The organism is Phenylobacterium sp. LjRoot219 (genome assembly GCF_964252995.1).
GTDB lineage: Bacteria > Pseudomonadota > Alphaproteobacteria > Caulobacterales > Caulobacteraceae > Phenylobacterium.
Window position 1 is genome coordinate 846,808 of the sequence record NZ_CAXUQI020000001.1, and the last position, 17,821, is coordinate 864,628.

General features: G+C 70.3%; 14 protein-coding genes and 1 pseudogene. 11 read left to right on the plus strand and 4 right to left on the minus strand.

The features are described from left to right. Window positions 1-13 precede the first annotated feature (13 nt). A complete protein-coding gene (locus ACSQ14_RS04185; protein ID WP_436010033.1) occupies window positions 14-1,315 on the plus strand; it encodes a hypothetical protein in 1,302 nt (433 codons plus the stop codon). Window positions 1,316-1,390: 75 nt separating this feature from the next. Continuing rightward, entirely contained in the window at window positions 1,391-1,978 is a 588-nt protein-coding gene (locus tag ACSQ14_RS04190) for a TMEM175 family protein (RefSeq protein WP_436010035.1), read from the plus strand. Window positions 1,979-2,054: 76 nt separating this feature from the next. On the opposite strand, the gene ACSQ14_RS04195 is transcribed toward ACSQ14_RS04190, so the two are convergent. Then, the gene (locus ACSQ14_RS04195) at window positions 2,055-4,442 is read right to left on the minus strand and encodes a TonB-dependent receptor (protein WP_436010037.1); all 2,388 of its coding nucleotides are present in this window, start codon (window positions 4,440-4,442) and stop codon (window positions 2,055-2,057) included. Between the two features lie 330 nt (window positions 4,443-4,772). Here ACSQ14_RS04195 and ACSQ14_RS04200 point away from each other — a divergent pair. The 3 genes and pseudogenes from ACSQ14_RS04200 to ACSQ14_RS04210 all read left to right on the plus strand — a co-directional run bounded on the left by ACSQ14_RS04200 (window position 4,773) and on the right by ACSQ14_RS04210 (window position 6,834). Continuing rightward, window positions 4,773-5,910, plus strand: a pseudogene (locus ACSQ14_RS04200) (acyl-CoA dehydrogenase family protein). Then, window positions 5,910-6,185, plus strand: coding sequence for a DUF3253 domain-containing protein (locus ACSQ14_RS04205; RefSeq protein WP_436010039.1), 276 nt, complete (start codon window positions 5,910-5,912; stop codon window positions 6,183-6,185). The pseudogene ACSQ14_RS04200 and the gene ACSQ14_RS04205 overlap by 1 nt, the downstream one beginning before the upstream one ends. A 76-nt stretch (window positions 6,186-6,261) precedes the next feature. Then, window positions 6,262-6,834: a uracil-DNA glycosylase family protein gene (locus ACSQ14_RS04210; protein WP_436015351.1), complete on the plus strand. Its 573-nt coding sequence runs from the start codon at window positions 6,262-6,264 to the stop codon at window positions 6,832-6,834. Between the two features lie 8 nt (window positions 6,835-6,842). Here the strand turns inward: ACSQ14_RS04210 and ACSQ14_RS04215 are convergent, their stop codons facing one another. Continuing rightward, window positions 6,843-7,202, minus strand: a complete 360-nt coding sequence (locus ACSQ14_RS04215) for a hypothetical protein (protein ID WP_436010041.1) — start codon at window positions 7,200-7,202, stop codon at window positions 6,843-6,845. 187 nt (window positions 7,203-7,389) lie between these two features. Between ACSQ14_RS04215 and ACSQ14_RS04220 the strand changes: the two genes are divergently transcribed. Next, window positions 7,390-8,448 carry an alpha/beta fold hydrolase gene (locus ACSQ14_RS04220; RefSeq protein WP_436010043.1) on the plus strand — a complete coding sequence of 353 codons (1,059 nt, stop codon included), beginning with the start codon at window positions 7,390-7,392 and terminating at the stop codon, window positions 8,446-8,448. A 156-nt stretch (window positions 8,449-8,604) separates the two neighbouring features. Here the strand turns inward: ACSQ14_RS04220 and ACSQ14_RS04225 are convergent, their stop codons facing one another. Next, entirely contained in the window at window positions 8,605-9,912 is a 1,308-nt protein-coding gene (locus ACSQ14_RS04225; RefSeq protein WP_436010045.1) for an ammonium transporter, read from the minus strand. Between the two features lie 479 nt (window positions 9,913-10,391). Between ACSQ14_RS04225 and ACSQ14_RS04230 the strand changes: the two genes are divergently transcribed. Genes ACSQ14_RS04230 through ACSQ14_RS04240 form a run of 3 tightly spaced genes read left to right on the plus strand, consistent with a single transcriptional unit; the run spans window position 10,392 to window position 13,899 of the window. Beyond that, the gene (locus tag ACSQ14_RS04230; protein WP_436010047.1) at window positions 10,392-11,579 is read left to right on the plus strand and encodes an FAS1-like dehydratase domain-containing protein; all 1,188 of its coding nucleotides are present in this window, start codon (window positions 10,392-10,394) and stop codon (window positions 11,577-11,579) included. 26 nt (window positions 11,580-11,605) lie between these two features. Beyond that, the gene (locus ACSQ14_RS04235) at window positions 11,606-13,336 is read left to right on the plus strand and encodes a class I adenylate-forming enzyme family protein (protein WP_436010049.1); all 1,731 of its coding nucleotides are present in this window, start codon (window positions 11,606-11,608) and stop codon (window positions 13,334-13,336) included. A 41-nt stretch (window positions 13,337-13,377) separates the two neighbouring features. Beyond that, window positions 13,378-13,899: a nuclear transport factor 2 family protein gene (locus ACSQ14_RS04240; RefSeq protein WP_436010051.1), complete on the plus strand. Its 522-nt coding sequence runs from the start codon at window positions 13,378-13,380 to the stop codon at window positions 13,897-13,899. Between the two features lie 137 nt (window positions 13,900-14,036). On the opposite strand, the gene ACSQ14_RS04245 is transcribed toward ACSQ14_RS04240, so the two are convergent. Then, window positions 14,037-14,975, minus strand: coding sequence for a formylglycine-generating enzyme family protein (locus ACSQ14_RS04245; protein WP_436010053.1), 939 nt, complete (start codon window positions 14,973-14,975; stop codon window positions 14,037-14,039). A gap of 117 nt (window positions 14,976-15,092) precedes the next feature. Between ACSQ14_RS04245 and ACSQ14_RS04250 the strand changes: the two genes are divergently transcribed. Both ACSQ14_RS04250 and ACSQ14_RS04255 read left to right on the plus strand, forming a co-directional pair. Beyond that, on the plus strand, window positions 15,093-16,319 hold the full coding sequence (locus ACSQ14_RS04250) for a putative DNA modification/repair radical SAM protein (RefSeq protein WP_436010055.1): 1,227 nt from the start codon (window positions 15,093-15,095) through the stop codon (window positions 16,317-16,319). Continuing rightward, entirely contained in the window at window positions 16,319-17,770 is a 1,452-nt protein-coding gene (locus tag ACSQ14_RS04255) for a UdgX family uracil-DNA binding protein (protein WP_436010057.1), read from the plus strand. Before ACSQ14_RS04250 ends, ACSQ14_RS04255 begins: the two co-directional genes overlap by 1 nt. Window positions 17,771-17,821: the final 51 nt, after the last annotated feature.

A 17,821-nucleotide genomic window follows, 5' to 3' on the forward strand; every position in this document is an offset into this window, starting at 1 on the left:
AGGAACGCGTTCCATGAAGAAGCAACACCTGAAGTGGCTGATCCCGCTCGCCGGCCTGCTGGCGCTGCCGGGCCTGGCCGCCCGGGCGCAGTCGGCCGTGCCGCAGAAGCCTGAAGCCAGCGGGCCGACCGTCGCCGGCTGGGACGAGTTCGTCGACAGCCTGCGGACCTTGCCGAGCCGCATGCTCGCCAGGCTGCCGGAGGATCAGCGCAACGATCCGCAGGTGCAGCAGGAGATCGGCCGGCTGGCGCTCGAGGCGCTGACCTCGCAGGCCTTCGACGCGCTGGCGGGCGATCCCGACCATCCGGTCTTCATGCCGCAGATCGGCCAGGTGCTGAACGTCGGCCAGCCCAACGCCGACACCGTCTACCGCACCGCGCGGGTGCGGCCCGAGGGCGTCTATCGGCTGCGCGGCGTGCGCGGCGCCTTGCGGCTGTTCAACGTCTCGCAGTCGCCGCCCAGCCCGGGCGAGCCGGGCTTCAGGCCGGAGGGCGCCCCGCGCCCGCGCCACGAGCTGGCGGACGTGGGTGTCGACGCCCAGGGCCGTTTCGACGTGATCCTCAGCGCCGAGCGGCCGAAGGGCTACACCGGCGACTGGTGGAAATTGGAGCCGACCACCACCCGGCTGCTGGTGCGGATGGTCAGCGCCGACTGGGGCAAGGAGCAGGATCCGACCCTGACGATCGAGCGGCTCGACGTCCCCGCCAGCCGCTCGCGGCCGAACGCGGCGGAGCTGGAGCAGCGGTTGCGCCGGCTGCCGGGCGCGGTGAACTTCATCGCCCTGCTGTTCGTCGACCACGTCGAGAAGCTTCGCCAGGAAGGCTACGTCAACAAGCTGAAGGTGTTCGGCATTAGCCAGACCGCCGGCCTGCTGACCGGCCAGTCCTACTACGAGGGCGCCTATGAGCTGCGCGACGACGAGGCGCTGATCATCGAGACCCCGGTGCCGGCCAAGTGCGGCTACCGCTCGTTGATCCTGACCAACGACCTCTACGAGACCACCGACTGGTACAACAACCACTCCAGCCTGAACGACGCCCAGGCCGGCGTCGACAAGGACGGGGTGCTGCGGATCGTCGTCTCGGCGAAGGACCCCGGCGTGGCCAACTGGCTGGACACCGCCGGCTATCCGACCGGCCTGATCCAGGGGCGCTGGGCCGACTGCGACGCGACGCCGACCCCGACCGTGCGCAAGGTGAAGCTCGCCGAGCTGCGCAAGGCGCTACCGGCCGACACCGCCCGCGTCACGCCCGAACAGCGCGACCGGATCATCCGTGAGCGGCGCACGGCGCTGCAGGAACGCCCGCTCTGGTGACCGCTGCGCGCGGCCCGGCTTGCGGCTCCGCCGGGGCGGGGGCAGGCTCGGGCCGCGCTCAGGGAAAGTTGAAACATGTCTCGCGACCGGCTGACGGCCTTCACCGACGGTGTGCTGGCCATCATCGTCACCATCATGGTGCTGGAGCTGAAGCCGCCGCACGGGACGACCCTGGCGGACCTGGCGCGGCTCTGGCCGGTGTTCCTCAGCTACGTGCTGAGCTTCATCTACGTGGCCATCTACTGGAACAACCACCACCACTTCTTCCAGCTGGTGGAGCGGGTGAACGGGGCGATGCTGTGGGCCAACCTGCATCTGCTGTTCTGGCTGTCGCTGATCCCCTTCACCACCGCCTGGATGGGCGAGAACCAGTTCGCCCCGACGCCGACCGCGCTCTACGGCGTCTCGCTGCTGATGGCGGCGCTCGCCTGGGGGATCATGCAGGCGGTGATCTTCCGGGACCAGGGCGCGGAGGGGGCGCTGCACCGGGCGCTCGGCCGCGACCTGAAGAGCAAGCTCTCACCGGTGCTGTACGTCGCCGGCATCGCCCTGGCCTATGTCGACACGCGCCTGTCGGGCCTCTGCTACGCCGGGACGGCGCTGATGTGGCTGATCCCGGACCCCCGGGTCGAGCATCACATTCGGGCCGCCACGAAGCCCTGAACGCGAACCTGCCCCGACATGAAAACGGGGCCCGCCTCCTGCGAGACGGGCCCCGTATCTCTGGTCGGCCGCCGGCTTAGTTGGCCGGCCGGAAGGTCACGCGGACCCACAGCTCACGACCGCGATCGGCGAAGCAGCCGACCTCGTCGACGCCGGCCGGACCGCGGGTCGTGCCGCCGGTGACCTGGCCGCCGAGGATCTGGCCGTTGGCGGCGTTGAAGTTGATGCAGTTGCCGGCGGTCAGCCGGTCGGTGAGGTTCTTGCCGATCAGCGCCACCTCCCAGCGTTCGTCCGCCCCGCGCAGCGCCAGGGTCAGGTCCGACTTGATGAAGCCCTGCTGGTAGAAGTCGGCGCGGTCGCCGAGGTTGGCCAGATACTTCGACGAGTACTGGTTGGCGTTGCTGACGACCAGGGTCAGGCCGTCGCCGATCGCCCGCTCATAGTCGAAGCCGAAGCTGGCCTGCCAGTCGGGGGCCCGCACCAGCCGGCCGCCGGACAGGCTCTGCGAGGTGTAGAGCCCGGTCATCGGGTTCAGCAGCTGGTCGCAGCCCTCGGAGATCATCTGGCCGCCCCAGCAGGGAACGTTGTCCAGGGTCTTGAACCGGGCGTGGTTCCAGTTGACCGCCAGGTTCAGGCCCAGGCCTTCGACCTGCGGCGGCCGGTAGCTGGCGTCGAAGTCGACGCCGTACACCTGCGCCGCGCCGGCGTTGAGGGTGCGGATCACCGGCAGGCCGTTCACCGCCGGCGAGTTCACCCCGACCTGCAGGCCCGTGTAGCGGTAGTTGTAGTAGGCGAGGTTCATCGCCAGCCGGCGATCCAGCAGACGGCTCTTCAGCCCGACCTCGCCGCCTTCGACCTTCTCGTCGCCGAAGGAATTGTTCAGGCCGTCCATCGCCGGAGTGGTGATGGTGAAGGAGCCCGACTTATAGCCGCGCTTCAGCGAGCCGAACGCCGTGAAGGTGTCGGTCGGCCGCCAGGTCACGGTCAGTTCCGGCGAGATGTTGTCCGACTTGATCTTCGGAACGGCGAGGGTGACCGGGACCGCCACGCCAGTGATCAGGTTGACCGGGCTGTCGGAGCGCTTCTCCTCGGTCCAGCGCGCGCCGGCCGAGATTTCCAGCTCCTCCCACACGTCCCACCGGACCTGGCCGAAGAACGACAGGGATTCGATGTCGAGGTTGTGCTGGCCCTTAGCGAGCAGCGGCGGCAGCAGCAGCGCGGTGTTGCCGTACAGGTTGATCAGGTTCGACAGCTCGGCGTCCTGATAGAAGCCGCCGGCCGTGAAATTCACCGGGTGGTCCCAGTCGGAGTTCAGCCGGACTTCCTGGGTGAATTCCTCGCGGCGGAAGTCGTTGGCCGCGCCGAGCGGCGTCGCCGCAAAGGTCGATTGCGTGCCGTTGATCAGGCTCGACGACTTCAGGTGGTAGTAGCCGGTGGTCGAGGTCAGCGCGAGTTCCGGCGTCAGGTTGTAGTTCAGCTCCAGGGTGCCGAACTGCTGGGTCGTCTCGACGAAGGGGATGCCGGCGTTCTTCACCCCGAGGAAGGCCGTCGGCGAGAGGTCGACGATACGGAAGACCCGGTCCTTGCGGCAGTCCTCGCCGCCGCCGAGGAACGGGATGCCGAACCCCGGCACCGCACCGACGCCGTCCGGGCAGGAGGTGTATTGCTGCGCCGGACTGCCGTCCATGTAGTCGTAGACGTAGTTGGCCTTCAGCCGCGCGCTGAACTTGTCGGTCGGATTCCACAGCGCCGTGCCGCGGGCGACGAAGTTCTCGAAGCCCGTGCGCTTGTTGCGCGGGGTGATCGCGCCGGTCGGCGCCAGGCCGGTGGCGAAGTTTTTGAAGTAGCCGGCCTGCTCCGCATACATGGTGGCGAGCCGCAGCTTCAGGGTCTCGTGCACCGGGCCGGAGATCACGATCTCGCCGCGGCCTTCCTGGGCCTGGGACTCGTAGCCGCCGCGCACCATCACCTCGAACCGGTCGGTCGGGTCGGCCGTGCGCATCGAGATCACCCCGCCCGGGCTGTTCTTGCCGTAGAACAGCGCCTGCGGGCCCTTCAGCACTTCGACCAGGCCGACGTCGAACAAGCCGCTGGAGTAGGCCAGGCCCTGGCTGAGCTGCAGCCCGTCGAGGTTCAGCGAGACCGACTGGTCGACGCCGGCGTCGAGCGTGCTGGTGCCGACGCCGCGCAGCGACACCTGGGTGCCGATCGACAGCACCGACTCGCCGAGGTTCAGGCCGGGGACGCGCGTGGCGAGGTCGCTCAGGTCCTGGGTCTGGAAGCGCTCAAGCTGCTCCTGCGGAATCGCGGTTTCGACGACCGGGACGTTCAGGATCGATTCCTGACGCTTGCGGGCGGTGACGATGATTTCCGAAAGTTGGGCTTCCTGCGCCGCCACCGGCATGGCTGCGAGGAGTGCGGACGCGCACGCCGTCGCCGCCAGAAATGACTTCCTGAGCCGCATGATTTCTCCCCAATATTTGCTTTGTATACTTGGGGCGGATTGTCTCAGACGGCGCAGCTGTGGCGTCAAGGCGACGCCTCAGTCGGGAATATCTCCTGCGCGCATAGCCTCGCGACCTTGGCGGCAAGTTGCTGGGCGATCGCTCAGCAGGGGGCGAATTCGCGCCCGCGGGCGCACTAACCCTCGGGTGTTCTGATCTTCTTCAGCGCGCCGCGGAAACTCATCACCGGCGGCGGCGCCGACGAGCCCGCGGAGTTTGCCCCGGCGGACCTGCCTGACTAGGTTTGCCCACGCGCCGGGACAAGCGTCGGTCGCCGCCAAGGAACGAAGATGGCCCTCGACTGCGACACCCGCGAAGCGCTGCTTCAGGCCGTCCGCCGGTTCGTCGCCGAGCGGCTGCGGCCGCTGGAGGCGCAGGTCGGCGAGCAGGACCGAGTGCCGGCGGACGTCGTCGAGGAGATGAAGGCGCTGGGCCTGTTCGGCCTGTCGATCCCGGCCGAGTACGGCGGCCTGGCGCTGTCGGTGGAGGACGAGACGCTGGTCTCGTTCGAGATCGGCCGCACCAGTCCGGCCTTCCGCTCGACCTTCGGCACCAACGTCGGCATCGGCAGCCAGGGATTGGTGCGCTTTGGGACCGTCGCGCAGAAGGCCAAGTACCTGCCGGGCATCGCCAGCGGCGCGCAGATCATCTCCTTCGCGCTCACCGAGCCGGAAGCTGGCTCCGACAGCGCCAACATCCAGACCCGGGCGGTGCGCGACGGCGAGGCCTATGTGCTGAGCGGGACCAAGCGCTACATCACCAACGCCGACCGGGCGGACCTCTTCACCGTCATGGCCCGCACCGATCCGGCGACGGCCGGCGCCGCCGGCGTCTCGGCCTTCATCGTCGAGCGTGGCCTGCCCGGGCTCAGCGTCGGCAAGCCCGAGCGCAAGATGGGCCAGCAGGGCGCGCACATCTGCGACGTGATCTTCGACAATGTCCGCGTGCCGGCCGAGAACCGGCTCGGCGACGAAGGCGCGGGCTTCAAGATCGCCATGCAGGTGCTGGATCAACATCGCCGCGATCTGCGTCGGCATCGCCGAGCGGCTGGTCGCCGACTGCGTCGCCTACGCCAGCGAGCGCAAGCAGTTCGGCCAGCCGATCGCCAGCTTCCAGCTGGTGCAGGCGATGATCGCCGACTCCAAGACCGAGGCGCTGGCCGCCCGGGCGCTGACGCTGGAGGCGGCGCGTCAGAGCGACGCCGGCCAGGCGGTGACGCTGGAGGCGGCCGCCGCCAAACTGTTCGCCTCGGAGATGGTCGGCCGGGTCGCCGACCGCGCGGTGCAGATCTTCGGCGGCGCCGGCTACGTCGCCGATCACGGCGTCGAGCGATTTTACCGCGACGTGCGCATCTTCCGCATCTACGAGGGCACCAGCCAGATCCAGCAGGTGGTGATCGCCCGCGAAACCCTAAAACGAGGTGGCTGATGAGCGCCCAAGTTGAAACCGCGATCTTCGACCTTCTGGCGAAGGTCGCGCCCGGCAAGTCCATATCGCCCGAGGACGTGGCCCGTGCGGTCGAACCCGAAGGCTGGCGTCGCCTGCTCGGCCATGTGCGCGCCACCGCCGTCGGCCTCGCGCGGCAGAACCAGCTGGTGATCACCCGACACGGCAAGCCGGCCGACCCGGAGGACTTCAAGGGCGTCTACCGCCTGCGCCTGCCGGAGCCCGCCGGCGCGCCGGCGTCGGAAGAGGGCGCCTGATGCGCGCCCGACAGCGGGCGTGACGAGGGGCGATCCGACGTCCGCGCGCGTGCGCTCGCAGCCGCCCGAGCGCGCCCTGGCCGCGCTGCTGGAGGAGATCCGCGGCTGCCGCGCCTGCGCCGGCCAGCTGCCGCACGAGCCGCGGCCGGTGGTCCGGGTCGCGCCGCAGACCCGGCTGCTGATCTGCGGCCAGGCCCCGGGCCGGCGGGTGCACGAGAGCGGCCTGCCGTTCGACGACTCCTCCGGGGAGCGGCTGCGCGACTGGATGGGCGTCGATCGCGCCGCCTTCTACGGCCGGGCCGAGATCGGCGTGGCGGCGATGGCCTTCTGCTTCCCGGGGACCGACCCGAAGGGCGGCGACTATCCGCCGCCGCCGCGCTGTGCGGCGCTGTGGCGCGAGCAGCTGCTCGCGAAGTTGCCGAACGTAGAACTCACCTTGCTCGTGGGCGGCCACGCCCAGGCCTGGGCGCTCGGCGGCGCACGGTCGATGACCGAGACGGTGCGCGACTGGCGCGCGCTCGCGCCCGCGGTCCTGCCGCTGCCGCATCCGTCGTGGCGCAACACCAGCTGGCTGCGGCGCCATCCCTGGTTCGAGGCGGAGGTCGTGCCCGAGCTGCGCCGGAGCGTGGCCGCGATCCTGCAGAGCTGATCCCGGCGTCAGCCGTGCAGGACCACGCCGCCGTGGCCAATCATCTGGGCGAAGATCGCCGCGACGACGCCGATGGCGACGAGGATCAGGCCGACGACGAAGATGCGGATCGCCCGCTCGTAGTGGGTGACGATCACCGACTTCACGGCCAGCAGGTCGACCAGCGCCTTGATCTGCAGCGCCACGCCCAGGGTGATGCCGGCCACCGCGAAGAGGTCGGATTCCGCCCAGCGTCCCGGCAGCCCGCTCCAGCGCACCAGAAAGGCCAACGAGAAGCCGACCACGACGCTGATCGCGGTGATCGAGCCGCTGCGGAAGATCCCCTCGATCTTGGCGGGCGCCTCGGGTCCGGGGGGCGTGTCGGCCATGCGGCCTCCGGCTTCTGGTCGCGGCGAGCCGCCGCCGCGGGACAGCATCCTAACGCCGACCGGCGCGGGCGATATCGCCTGGGACAGGCCGCGGTCGCCACGCTCCGGGTTTACACCCTCTGGCTCGAACCCAAGGTTCTCCCCTATGTTCGGGGCGAGCGCCCCGCCGCCACGACCGTTCGAGTTCATGACGCGATTTCTCGCCGTTCTGTTCGCCGCCCTGACCTTGGCGGCCTGTACGCCGATGCTGACCCAGGGCCCCGGGGCACCGCCGTTCGGCTTCTCCGGGCCCCGGCTGGAGACCGACGCGGTGGTCAGCTTCGACGGCGCGCGCCTGGGCCTGACCACCTGGGAGGCTGAGGGCGAGCCCTGGGCGGTGATCGTCGGCGTGCACGGCATGAACGACTACGCCAACGCCTTCCACATGGCCGCCCCCTGGTGGGCGGAGCAGGGCGTCACCACGCTGGCCTACGACCAGCGCGGCTTCGGCCGCTCGCCGAGCCGGGGGATCTGGGCCGGCGACGACCTGATGATGGAAGACCTGCGCACCGTCGTCGCCCTGGCCCGCCAGCGCTATCCGCACGCGATCGTCGCGGTCGCCGGCGAAAGCATGGGCGGGGCGGTGGCGGCCGAGGCCTTCGCCTCCGACCGGCCGCCGGCGGCGGACCGGCTGGTGCTGCTGTCGCCGGCGGTGTGGGGCTGGCGCGAGCAGCCGCTGCCCTACCGGACGATGCTGTGGCTGGCGGCCAACTTCACCGCCGGCAAGGTCTACACCCCGCCGGCCTGGCTGACCCGCAAGATCCAGCCGACCGACAACCGCGAAGAGTTGATCGCCATGGGCCGCGATCCGCTGATGGTCTGGGGCGCGCGCTCCGACACCCTCTACGGCCTGGTCGGCCTGATGGACCGGGCGTTCGAGACGGTGGGGCGCGCCGGCGTGCCGACGCTCTACCTCTACGGGGCGAACGACGAGATCATTCCCAAAGAGGCCGCGTTCAAGGCGGCGCGGAAGCTGAAGGCCACCGACCAGACGGCCTACTACGGGCGGGGCTGGCACCTGATGACGCGCGATCTCCAGGGGCCGACGGTCTGGCGCGACATCCTGGCGTTCGTTCGCGAACCGTCCGCGCCGCTGCCGTCCGGCGCCCCGCCGATCCCCGGCGTCCGCGGCCTGACGACCGCTTCCGCCGCCCCGGCGGCCACGCCCGTCGCCGGACGTCGCGCAGCCGCAGAGCCGGCCGAATAGACAGCCGGACGGCCTTGCGCACGCCGGGCGTGGGCAGGGCCGGCGACCATCCGGGTGATAGGGGGGCGCGGGCCGCTCGCATGCTCAGAATGCGCCCGCCACAATTGGGCACACGCTCAAATGAGAGGCGGAGCGCCGGAGCGCCGGAGCGCGCCCTCAGATGGTGTAGGCGCGCTCCCCGTGGGCCGACATGTCGAGGCCCTCCTCGAGGTCGTCGTCGTTGACCCGCAGGCCGACCGTCGCGCGGCAGATCAGCACCAGCACGATCGAGGCGATCGCCGACCAGGCGCACACCGCCGCCACGCCCAGCGCCTGGACGCCGAACTGGCGGGCCATGGTCATGCCCTGCGCATAGCCCGCGCCGCCGAGGTCGGCCGAGGCCAGGCCGGCGACCAGCAGGGTGCCGAGGATCCCGCCGACGCCGTGGACCGCGAAGACGTCGAGGCTGTCGTCGATCTTCCAGCGGTGCTTCACCAGCTCCACCGCGCCGAAGCAGACCAGGCTGCCCAGACCGCCGAGCAGCACGCCGGCCGTCGGGCTGACGAAGCCGGAGGCCGGGGTGACGGTGGCGAGGCCGGCGACCACGCCGGTGACCAGGCCGACCATGCTGGAGCGGCCGAAGCGCAGCCGCTCGAGCAGCGCCCAGACCAGGCCGGCGGTGGCGGCCGACAGGTGGGTGGCGATCAGGGCCGAGCCGGCCGCGGCGTTGGCGGCCAGGGCGCTGCCGCCGTTGAAGCCGTACCAGCCGACCCACAGCATGCCGGCGCCCATCATCGTCATGCCGGGGTTGTGCGGCGGCTGCAATTCCTTCGGGAAGCCGTCGCGCGGGCCGAGCATGGCGACGATCACCAGCGACGAGACGCCGGCGGTGGCGTGCACCACCAGCCCGCCGGCGTAGTCCAGCACGCCGAGCTGGGCGAGCCAGCCGCCGCCCCACACCCAGTGGGCGACCGGCGCGTAGACGGCGTACAGCCACAGCCCGCTGAACAGCAGCACGGCGGCGAACTTGATGCGCTCGACATAGGCGCCGACGATCAGCGCCGGGGTGATGATCGCGAAGGTCATCTGGAAGCCGAAGAAGACGGCCTCCGGGATCTCGCCGGTGACGCCGGCGCGGCCGCCGGGCAGGCCGAACTTGGCGAGGTCGCCGATCCAGGCGCCGGGGCCGGAGAAGGCCAGGCTATAGCCGCCGAGCAGCCAGAGCACCGAGACCAGGCAGGCGACCGCCACGCAGTGGGTCATCACCGACAGCACGTTCTTGGCGCGCACCAGCCCGCCGTAGAACAGCGCCAGCCCGGGCAGGGTCATGAACAGCACCAGCGCCGTCGCCGACAGGATCCAGGCGGTGTGGCCGGGGTTGGCCGCGGCCTGCGCCGGCTGCGCCTGGGCCGCGCCGGCGAAGGCCTGCGCCGCCAGCGGGGCGATCGCCGCCGCCCAGGTTGCACGCGTTAATTCTCCCGCCACGCGATGTCCCCTTTGTCTTCTCGCAGTGTTCTTACGGTCAAGCTTGCCTGCTCGCCGGGCAGAGCGCGCATAAACCGTGGGCAAACCGGCGCAATCGGGGGCGGCGCCGGATTTTCCGCTGGGCGCCGATTGGCTTGGACTCCGCTGAAAAACTGCGCAGCGGCTGCACGCTCGATGTGCAAGTTGGCGGCTCCTTCCCCTGCGCCCTTCCTCCCCTGCGAAGCGGGGGAGGGGGCAAGCCGTGCGCAGGGCGCACCCGTCTCGAAAGCGGCAGAGGCGGAGGCGTAGCGGCCGCTCGCCCCCACCACCAGCCGCTCTTCGCTTCGCTCGGCGACCGGTCCCCCTCCCCCGCTGCGCAGGGGAGGAAGGCCCTCTCGCTAACTGCAGAAATCTTTTCGCCTCGTATCGAGAATTGCCCCACCCGCTCCGCCAGAGAGGAGGCGCCCCTAGGGGCGGTCTGTCTGCAAGCGAGGTGAGTTATGTCCCAGTCCGAGGGCGCTGAAGTGAAGCTGGACACCAGCGACGTCGACAAGTGGATCGGCAAGCCCGTGGTGTTCGCCGAGTTCTGGGACGAGTGCAGCGCCACCGACATCCGCCGCTGGGTGCAGGCGCTCGACTACGCGAACCCGATCCACTGGGACGAGCAGTTCGCCAAGGAGTCCAAGTTCGGCGGCCTCGTCGCGCCGCAGTCGTTCACCGTGGCGATGGACTACGGCCACGGCTGCCACCCGGCCTGCGTCGGCAAGGTGCCCGGCACCCACCTGATCTTCGCCGGCGAGGAGTGGTGGTTCTACGGCACGCCGGTGCGCCCGGGCGACAAGTTGACCCAGGAGCGCCGCTTCGACGGCTACAGCGTCACCGACACCGCCTTCGCCGGCCCGACGATGTTCGCCCGCGGCGACACCCTCCACCGCAACCAGCATGGCGCGCTGGTCGCCAAGGAGCGGGCGACGGCGATCCGCTACCTAGTCGAGGAGGCCAACAAGCGCGGGACCTACGGCAAGGAGAAGCGCGCGCCGAAGAAGTGGACCAAGGACGAGCTGGCCGAGATCCACAAGCTGCGCCACGAATGGATCCTGTCGAACCGCGAGGGCAAGTCGCCCCGCTATGAGGACGTCAAGGTCGGCGACAAGCTGCCCCGCCGCGTGGTCGGGCCGCACTCGGTGGTCAGCTTCGCCAACGAGTGCCGCGCGCATAAGCAGAACATCTGGGGCACCTGGCGCTGGAACGTGCCGGACGGCGTCTACGACCCGGCGAAGGAAGACGCCGGCTTCGGCGCCGACATGACCTACGACCACGAGGCGCGGAAGGTCGACCCGCGGATGGGCGACGGCCTCTATCACGGCCCGTCGAGCGGCCACATCAACCAGGAGAAGGCCGAGAACATCGGCATGGGCGGCGCCTACGGCTACGGCGCGTCGATGAACGCCTGGTTCCTCGACACCATCGCCTACTGGGCCGGCCACGACGGCTACATCTGGCATTCGAAAACGCAGTTCCGGAGTCCCGCCTTCGAGGGCGACGTGACCTTCATCGACGCCGAGGTGGTCGACAAGATCGAGCAGGGGCCGAACGGCTTCCCGCTGGTCCAGGTGCAGCTGAAGATGACCACCCAGAACGGCGACACCATCCTCACCGGCAAGGCTGAAGTTCAGCTGCCGAACTGAGCGTGGGCCTGGTGAAAGAGAGCGGCATGAGCATGGCGCCGTCCGAACAGCTGTCGATCGTGCGCGGCGCGGAGCTCCACGAGGAGCCCGGCCTCGGCCCGCTGACGATCGGCGGCTACGCGCGGGACGTGACGCGCCGCTTCGCCGAGCGCGAGGCGCTGGTGATGCGCGGCCCCGAAGGCCGCGTGTCCTGGACCTACGCCGAGCTGTGGGCGCGTTCGGTCGAGGTGGCCCAGGCGCTGATCGCCGCCGGCATGGGCAAGGACGCCCGCGTCGGCGTGCTGATGACCAACCGGCCGGAGTACCTGTCCTGCGTATTCGGCGTGGCGCTGGCCGGCGGGGTCACCGTCTCGCTCAGCACCTTCTCGACCCCGGCCGAGCTCGAATACCTGCTGCAGGCCGGCGCGGTCTCGATCCTGCTCTACGACCGCCAGGTGCTGAAGAAGGACTTCGGCGCGATGCTCTGCGAGCTCGAGCCTAGGATCACGACCGCCGCGCCGGGCCAGCTCGCCTCGGCCAAGTTCCCGTTCCTGCAGCGGCTGGTGGTGCTGGACAGCGTCGCCGACCCGATCGGCGCAGCCGCGCCCGACGGGGCGGCGGTCGAGCGCTGGGCCGACTTCCTGGCGCAGGGCCGCGACGTGCCGGCCGCCCTGGTCGATGCGCGCGACGCCACGACCAGGCCGTCCGACCTCGGCGCGCTGTTCTTCTCGTCCGGCACCACCAGCCTGCCGAAGGGCATCGTCCACACCCAGCGGGCCTTCGCGATCCAGTGGTGGCGCTGGCCGCGGATCATGGACCTCGATCCGGTGAACCATCCGGTGCGCTGCTGGACAGGCAACGGCTTCTTCTGGTCGGGCAACATCTCCCAGGTGGTCGGCTATGCGCTGTCGACCGGCGGGGCGGTGGTGCTGCAGCCGCTGTTCCAGGCCGAGGAGGCGCTGGAGCTGATCGAGCAGGAGCGGGTCAGCTTCGCGATCGGCCGGCCGCACCAGTGGGCGCGCCTGGAGGCCTCGGAGAAGTGGCCGAGCGTCGACCTCTCAAGCCTGCACTACGTGACCTACGGCTCGAAGATCTACGACCATCCGACGGTCAGCACCGACTGGAAGATGTGCCCGGCGTTCGGCACGACTGAGACCCTGACCATCAACACCGCGGTGTGCGCCAACACCCCGGAGGCCGAGTACCGCGGCAGCTACGGCCAGCCGCTGCCGGGCAATATCCTCAAGGTCTTCGATCCGGCGACCGGCGAGGTCGTACCGCGCGGCCAGCGCGGCGAGATCGCCATCAAGGGGCCGACGCTGATGGTCGGCTACATCGGCAAGGCGGCCGAGGAGACCTTCGACGCGGAAGGCTACTTTCGCACCGGCGACGGCGGCTACGTCGACGCCGACGGCTACCTGTTCTGGGAAGGTCGCCTGACCGACATCATCAAGACCGGCGGCGCCAACGTCTCGCCGGTCGAGGTCGACGCGGTGCTCGCCGCGATCCCCGGCGTGAAGCGCGCCCAGACCGTCGGCGTGCCGCACGAGACGCTCGGCGAGATGGTCGTCGCCTGCATCGTCCCGCACGACGGCGCGAGCCTGCAGGCGAAGGCGGTCACCGACCTCGTCAAGGCGCAGCTGGCCAGCTTCAAGGTGCCGCGCGAGGTGCTGTTCTTCCGCGAGGAAGAGTTCGCGGTGACCGGCAGCGAGAAGGTCAAGACCGGCGCGCTGCGCGAACTGGCGACCCAGCGGCTGGTGGGCAAACTCAGCGACTAGAACCGCCGGCTCGAACCGGCGCGAAATCCAGGGAGGATGGGATGTCGGAGCGGGACGAAGCGGCGATCGTCAGGACGCTGAACCTCTATGCGCTGGCGATGGATACGCAGCGCTGGGACCTGTTCGACCGGATCTTCACGCCGGATGTCGACGCCGACTACGCCGACCCGGCGCACTGGCGCGACCTGGAGAGCTTCAAGCGCGACTTCGCCGCCTATCACACGCCGTTCGACTCCACCCAGCACGTGATGATGAACCACTTGGTGGAGGTGAAGGGCGACCTCGCCAACAGCTTCGTCTACAGCACCTGGCTGTTGATCAAGCGGGGGACCGAAGGCGGCGACCACTGGCAGGGGACCGGCTGGTACGACGACCTGCTGGTGCGCACCGCCGACGGCTGGCGGATCAAGAAGCGCACCTGCCGGGTGCTCTGGTGGGGAGGCAATCCGCGGGTCAACGTCCCCGACGGCGCCGACGTCAGCTTCGACACCAGCTCGAAGGTGCTGCGCGAGGAAGCCGCCGCGGGGCGGGTGGACTTCGTGACGGCGGCCTGCCCGAAGTAGCGACTAGCCACCCAGATCACCGCACATCCCGGCGAAGGCCGGGACCCAGATTCAGCCTGGGCGCCCGGTGGATTTCATCTGGGCCCCGGCCTTCGCCGGGGTGAGCGGTCGAAAATCGGCCCGACTAGATCACGGACCTATGCCCGCACCACGCAGCGGAAGCCGATGTGCGAGGTCGGGCTGTCGATCGCCTGCGGGTGGCGCGCGGCCGGGCGGTAGCGGCGGCAGTAGCTGGGCGCGCACAGATGCGAGCCGCCCTTGATCACCTTGCGCGGGATGCGCACCGCCGGGCTGGCCGGATCATAGCTCTCGGCCTCGTCGGCCAGCCGGGCGCGCGGCTGCCCGCAACAGCCGTCCTGCGTCGCCGCGGTGGTCTCTGCGTACCAGTCGGTGGTCCACTCCCAGACGTTGCCGATCATGTCGTAGAGGCCGTAGCCGTTCGCCGGATAGGCCCCGACCTTCGAGGTCAGCGCGCCCATCGGCCCCTTGCGCCGCCAGGGAAAGTCGCCGCGCCAGGTGTTGGCCATCGCCCGGCCGCCGGGCTCCAGCTCCTCGCCCCAGGCGTAGGCCGCGCGTTCGAGCCCGCCGCGGGCGGCGAACTCCCACTCGGCCTCGGTCGGCAGCGCCTTGCCGGCCCAGGCGGCGTAAGCCGCGGCGTCCTCGTAGCCGATCTGCACCACCGGATGGTCCATCAGCCGGTCGATCGCGCTGTCGGGCCCGCGCGGATGCCGCCAGTCGGCGCCGAAGACGAAGCGCCACCACTGCGACGGGTCGCCCAGGTCGACCGGCCCGCGGGTCGGGGTGAACACCGCCGAGCCGGCCTTGGCCATCGCCGGATCCATGCCGGGGTACTGGGCCGGGTCCGGCGCCTTCTCGGCGAAAGTCACATGGCCGGTTTCGGCGACGAAGCGGGCGAACTGCGCATTGGTCACCGGCCGCTCGTCGATCCAGAAGTCGCCGACGTTGGCCAGCCGCACCGGCGCTTCTTCCGGATAGAAGTCCTCCGAGCCCATCCAGAACTCGGCGCCCCGCAGGAGGACCATGCCGTCGCGGTTCGCCTCTGTGATCGCGTTCATGGGCGCGAAGTTAGAGCCGGCGCGCGGCGTGTCGAGGGCGATCCGTCGCAGGGCGAGCTGCGCCGTTTCACCTGCAACGCGCTAGACGGAACAAAAATGGAACATTAAGGTGGGCGCATGGCGGTTCTCGACCTCAAGCGCAAGCTCGCCATCCTCTCCGACGCGGCGAAGTACGACGCCTCCTGCGCCTCGTCGGGCGCCGGCAAGCGGGACTCGGTGGGCGGCCGCGGGGTCGGCTCGACCGAGGCGATGGGCATCTGCCACGCCTATGCACCGGACGGCCGCTGCATCTCCCTGCTGAAGATCCTGCTGACCAACTTCTGCGTCTACGACTGCGCCTACTGCGTGAACCGGGTGTCGTCGAACATCCCGCGCGCCCGCTTCGGCGTCGAGGAAGTCGTCGACCTGACGCTCGGCTTCTACAAGCGCAACTACATCGAGGGGCTGTTCCTCTCGTCCGGCATCATCCAGAGCGCCGACTACACCATGGAGCAGATGGTGCGGGTCGCCCGCACCCTGCGCGAGGTCCACGACTTCCGCGGCTACATCCACCTGAAACTGATCCCGGAAGCCTCGCCCGCCTTGGTCAACGCCGCTGGGCTCTATGCCGACCGGGTCTCGATCAACATCGAGCTGCCGAAGGACGAGAGCCTGGCCCGGCTGGCGCCGGAGAAGGACCTGGCCAGCATCAAGCGGTCGATGGGCGCGGTGCGGCTCGCCGCCGAGGCGGCGAAGGCGCCGGCGCGCAAGGCCCGGCCGCCGAAGTTCGCGCCCGCCGGCCAGTCGACGCAGATGATCATCGGCGCCGACGCCGCCAGCGACGGCGAGATCCTCAAACGCTCCGAGACGCTCTACGGCGCCTACAAGCTGCGGCGGGTCTACTACTCGGGCTTCTCGCCAATCCCCGACGCCAGCGCCCGGCTGCCGCTCGCCCGGCCGCCGCTGATGCGCGAGCACAGGCTCTACCAGGCCGACTGGCTGATGCGCTTCTATGGCTTTGCGCGGGCGGAGATCGTCGGCGACGGCGAGGACCTCGACCTCGCCATCGATCCCAAGCTGGCCTGGGCGCTGAAGCACCGCGGCGCATTTCCGGTCGACCTCAACACCGCCGAGCGCGAGCGGCTGCTGCGGGTGCCGGGCCTGGGGGTGAAGGTGGTCGACCGGCTGATCGCGTCGCGGCGGCACAAGCGCATCAGCCTCGACGACGTGAAGCGGCTGGCCCGCAGCATCGAGAAGCTGAAGCCCTTCATCGTCACCGCCGACTGGACGCCCGGCGCGCTGACCGACCGGGCCGACCTGCGGGAGCGGGTCGCGCCCGCGCCGGAACAGCTGAGGCTGTTCTGATGCAGGTCGCGCGCCTCGCCTCGGAGATCGACTTCGAGGGCTGGCGCGGGGCGGCCCGCAGCCTGCGGGCGCGCGGTGTGCGGCCGCCGGACGTGCTGTGGACGGTGGAGGGGCGCGAGCTGTTCGCCGGCACAGCGCTGAGCGGCCGGGAGTCGCCGCTGCGGGGGAGCGTCGAACGCGCGATCTTCCACGTGCCGCGCGAGTTCCTGGAGCTGGCCGAGGCGGTGGTGCTGCACCGCTCGAACGAGCGTTTCGACCTGCTCTACCGGCTGCTGTGGCGGCTGGCGGAGGAGCCGCATCTATTGCACGTGGCTTCGGATCCGGAGGTCGCCAAGGCCCGCAGCTACGCGCGCCAGGTCGAGCAGGCGGCGCACAAGATGAAGGCCTTCGTCCGCTTCCGGCAGGTCGCCGACGCGGAAGGGCAGGAGGCCTTCGTCGCCTGGTTCGAGCCGGCGCATCGGGTGGCCGAGTCCGTCGCGCCCTTCTTCGCCCGGCGCTTCGCCAACATGCGCTTCTCGATCCTGACGCCGGACGTCTGCGTGCACTGGGACACGCAGGCGCTCGCCTTCACGCCCGGCGCCGATCCAGCTGACGCGCCGCCGGCGGATGCGCTGGAGGACTACTGGCGCACCTACTATGCGGCGATCTTCAACCCGGCGCGGCTGAACCCGCACGCGATGCAGCGCGAGATGCCCAAGCGCTATTGGCGGAACCTGCCCGAGGCGCGCCTCATTCCGGAGCTGATCGCCCGCGCCGAGGCGCAAGTCGAAGACATGGTCCGTCAGGCCCCTTCCGAACCCACCCGCCGCGTCGTGCGCCAGGCCCAGCGCGCCAGCCGCGACGCGCCGTGGGACGGCCAGCCGCCGACCAGCCTGGAGGAGATCGTCGCCGGCGTGCAGCTCTGCCGACGCTGCGAGCTGTGGCGCGAGGCGACCCAGGGCGTGGCGGGGGAGGGGCCGCGCACGGCGCGGCTGATGTTCGTCGGCGAGCAGCCCGGCGATCAGGAGGACCTCGCCGGCCAGCCGTTCGTCGGTCCGGCCGGCCAGGTGCTGGACAAGGCGCTGGCGGCGGCCGGCGTGCCGCGGGCCGAGACCTACGTCACCAATGCGGTGAAGCATTTCAAGCACGAGCTGCGCGGCAAGCGCAGGCTGCACAAGACGCCGGATACCGGCGAGGTGAGCGCCTGCCGCTGGTGGCTCGACAGCGAACGGCGGCTGGTGCGGCCGCGGGTGGTGGTCGCGCTCGGCGCCACGGCGGCGCTGGCGGTGTTCGGCAAGCCGCAGCCGATCGCCGAGATGCGCCAGCACGCCATCCAGCTGCCGGACCAGGGGCAGGGCGTGGTCACCTACCATCCCTCCTACCTGCTGCGGGTGCCGGACGCCGCCGCCAAGGCCCGCGCCTACGAGATGTTCGTCGAGGACCTGAAGTTCGCCTGGGCGCTGGCCGCCTAATTGCGGCCCGATCGGCGGCGTAGCTCAGCTTGGCAGGCTTGACGGGGGCGG

Bases quoted from the DNA above. Each gene is read 5' to 3' on its own strand.
- ACSQ14_RS04255 (WP_436010057.1), top strand. From the start codon at position 16,319: ATGCAGGTCGCGCGCCTCGCCTCGGAGATCGACTTCGAGGGCTGGCGC.
- ACSQ14_RS04250 (WP_436010055.1), top strand. From the start codon at position 15,093: ATGGCGGTTCTCGACCTCAAGCGCAAGCTCGCCATCCTCTCCGACGCG.
- ACSQ14_RS04235 (WP_436010049.1), top strand. From the start codon at position 11,606: ATGAGCATGGCGCCGTCCGAACAGCTGTCGATCGTGCGCGGCGCGGAG.
- ACSQ14_RS04185 (WP_436010033.1), top strand. From the start codon at position 14: ATGAAGAAGCAACACCTGAAGTGGCTGATCCCGCTCGCCGGCCTGCTG.
- ACSQ14_RS04245 (WP_436010053.1), bottom strand. From the start codon at position 14,975: ATGAACGCGATCACAGAGGCGAACCGCGACGGCATGGTCCTCCTGCGG.
- ACSQ14_RS04220 (WP_436010043.1), top strand. From the start codon at position 7,390: ATGACGCGATTTCTCGCCGTTCTGTTCGCCGCCCTGACCTTGGCGGCC.
- ACSQ14_RS04240 (WP_436010051.1), top strand. From the start codon at position 13,378: ATGTCGGAGCGGGACGAAGCGGCGATCGTCAGGACGCTGAACCTCTAT.
- ACSQ14_RS04230 (WP_436010047.1), top strand. From the start codon at position 10,392: ATGTCCCAGTCCGAGGGCGCTGAAGTGAAGCTGGACACCAGCGACGTC.
- ACSQ14_RS04205 (WP_436010039.1), top strand. From the start codon at position 5,910: ATGAGCGCCCAAGTTGAAACCGCGATCTTCGACCTTCTGGCGAAGGTC.
- ACSQ14_RS04190 (WP_436010035.1), top strand. From the start codon at position 1,391: ATGTCTCGCGACCGGCTGACGGCCTTCACCGACGGTGTGCTGGCCATC.
- ACSQ14_RS04195 (WP_436010037.1), bottom strand. From the start codon at position 4,442: ATGCGGCTCAGGAAGTCATTTCTGGCGGCGACGGCGTGCGCGTCCGCA.
- ACSQ14_RS04215 (WP_436010041.1), bottom strand. From the start codon at position 7,202: ATGGCCGACACGCCCCCCGGACCCGAGGCGCCCGCCAAGATCGAGGGG.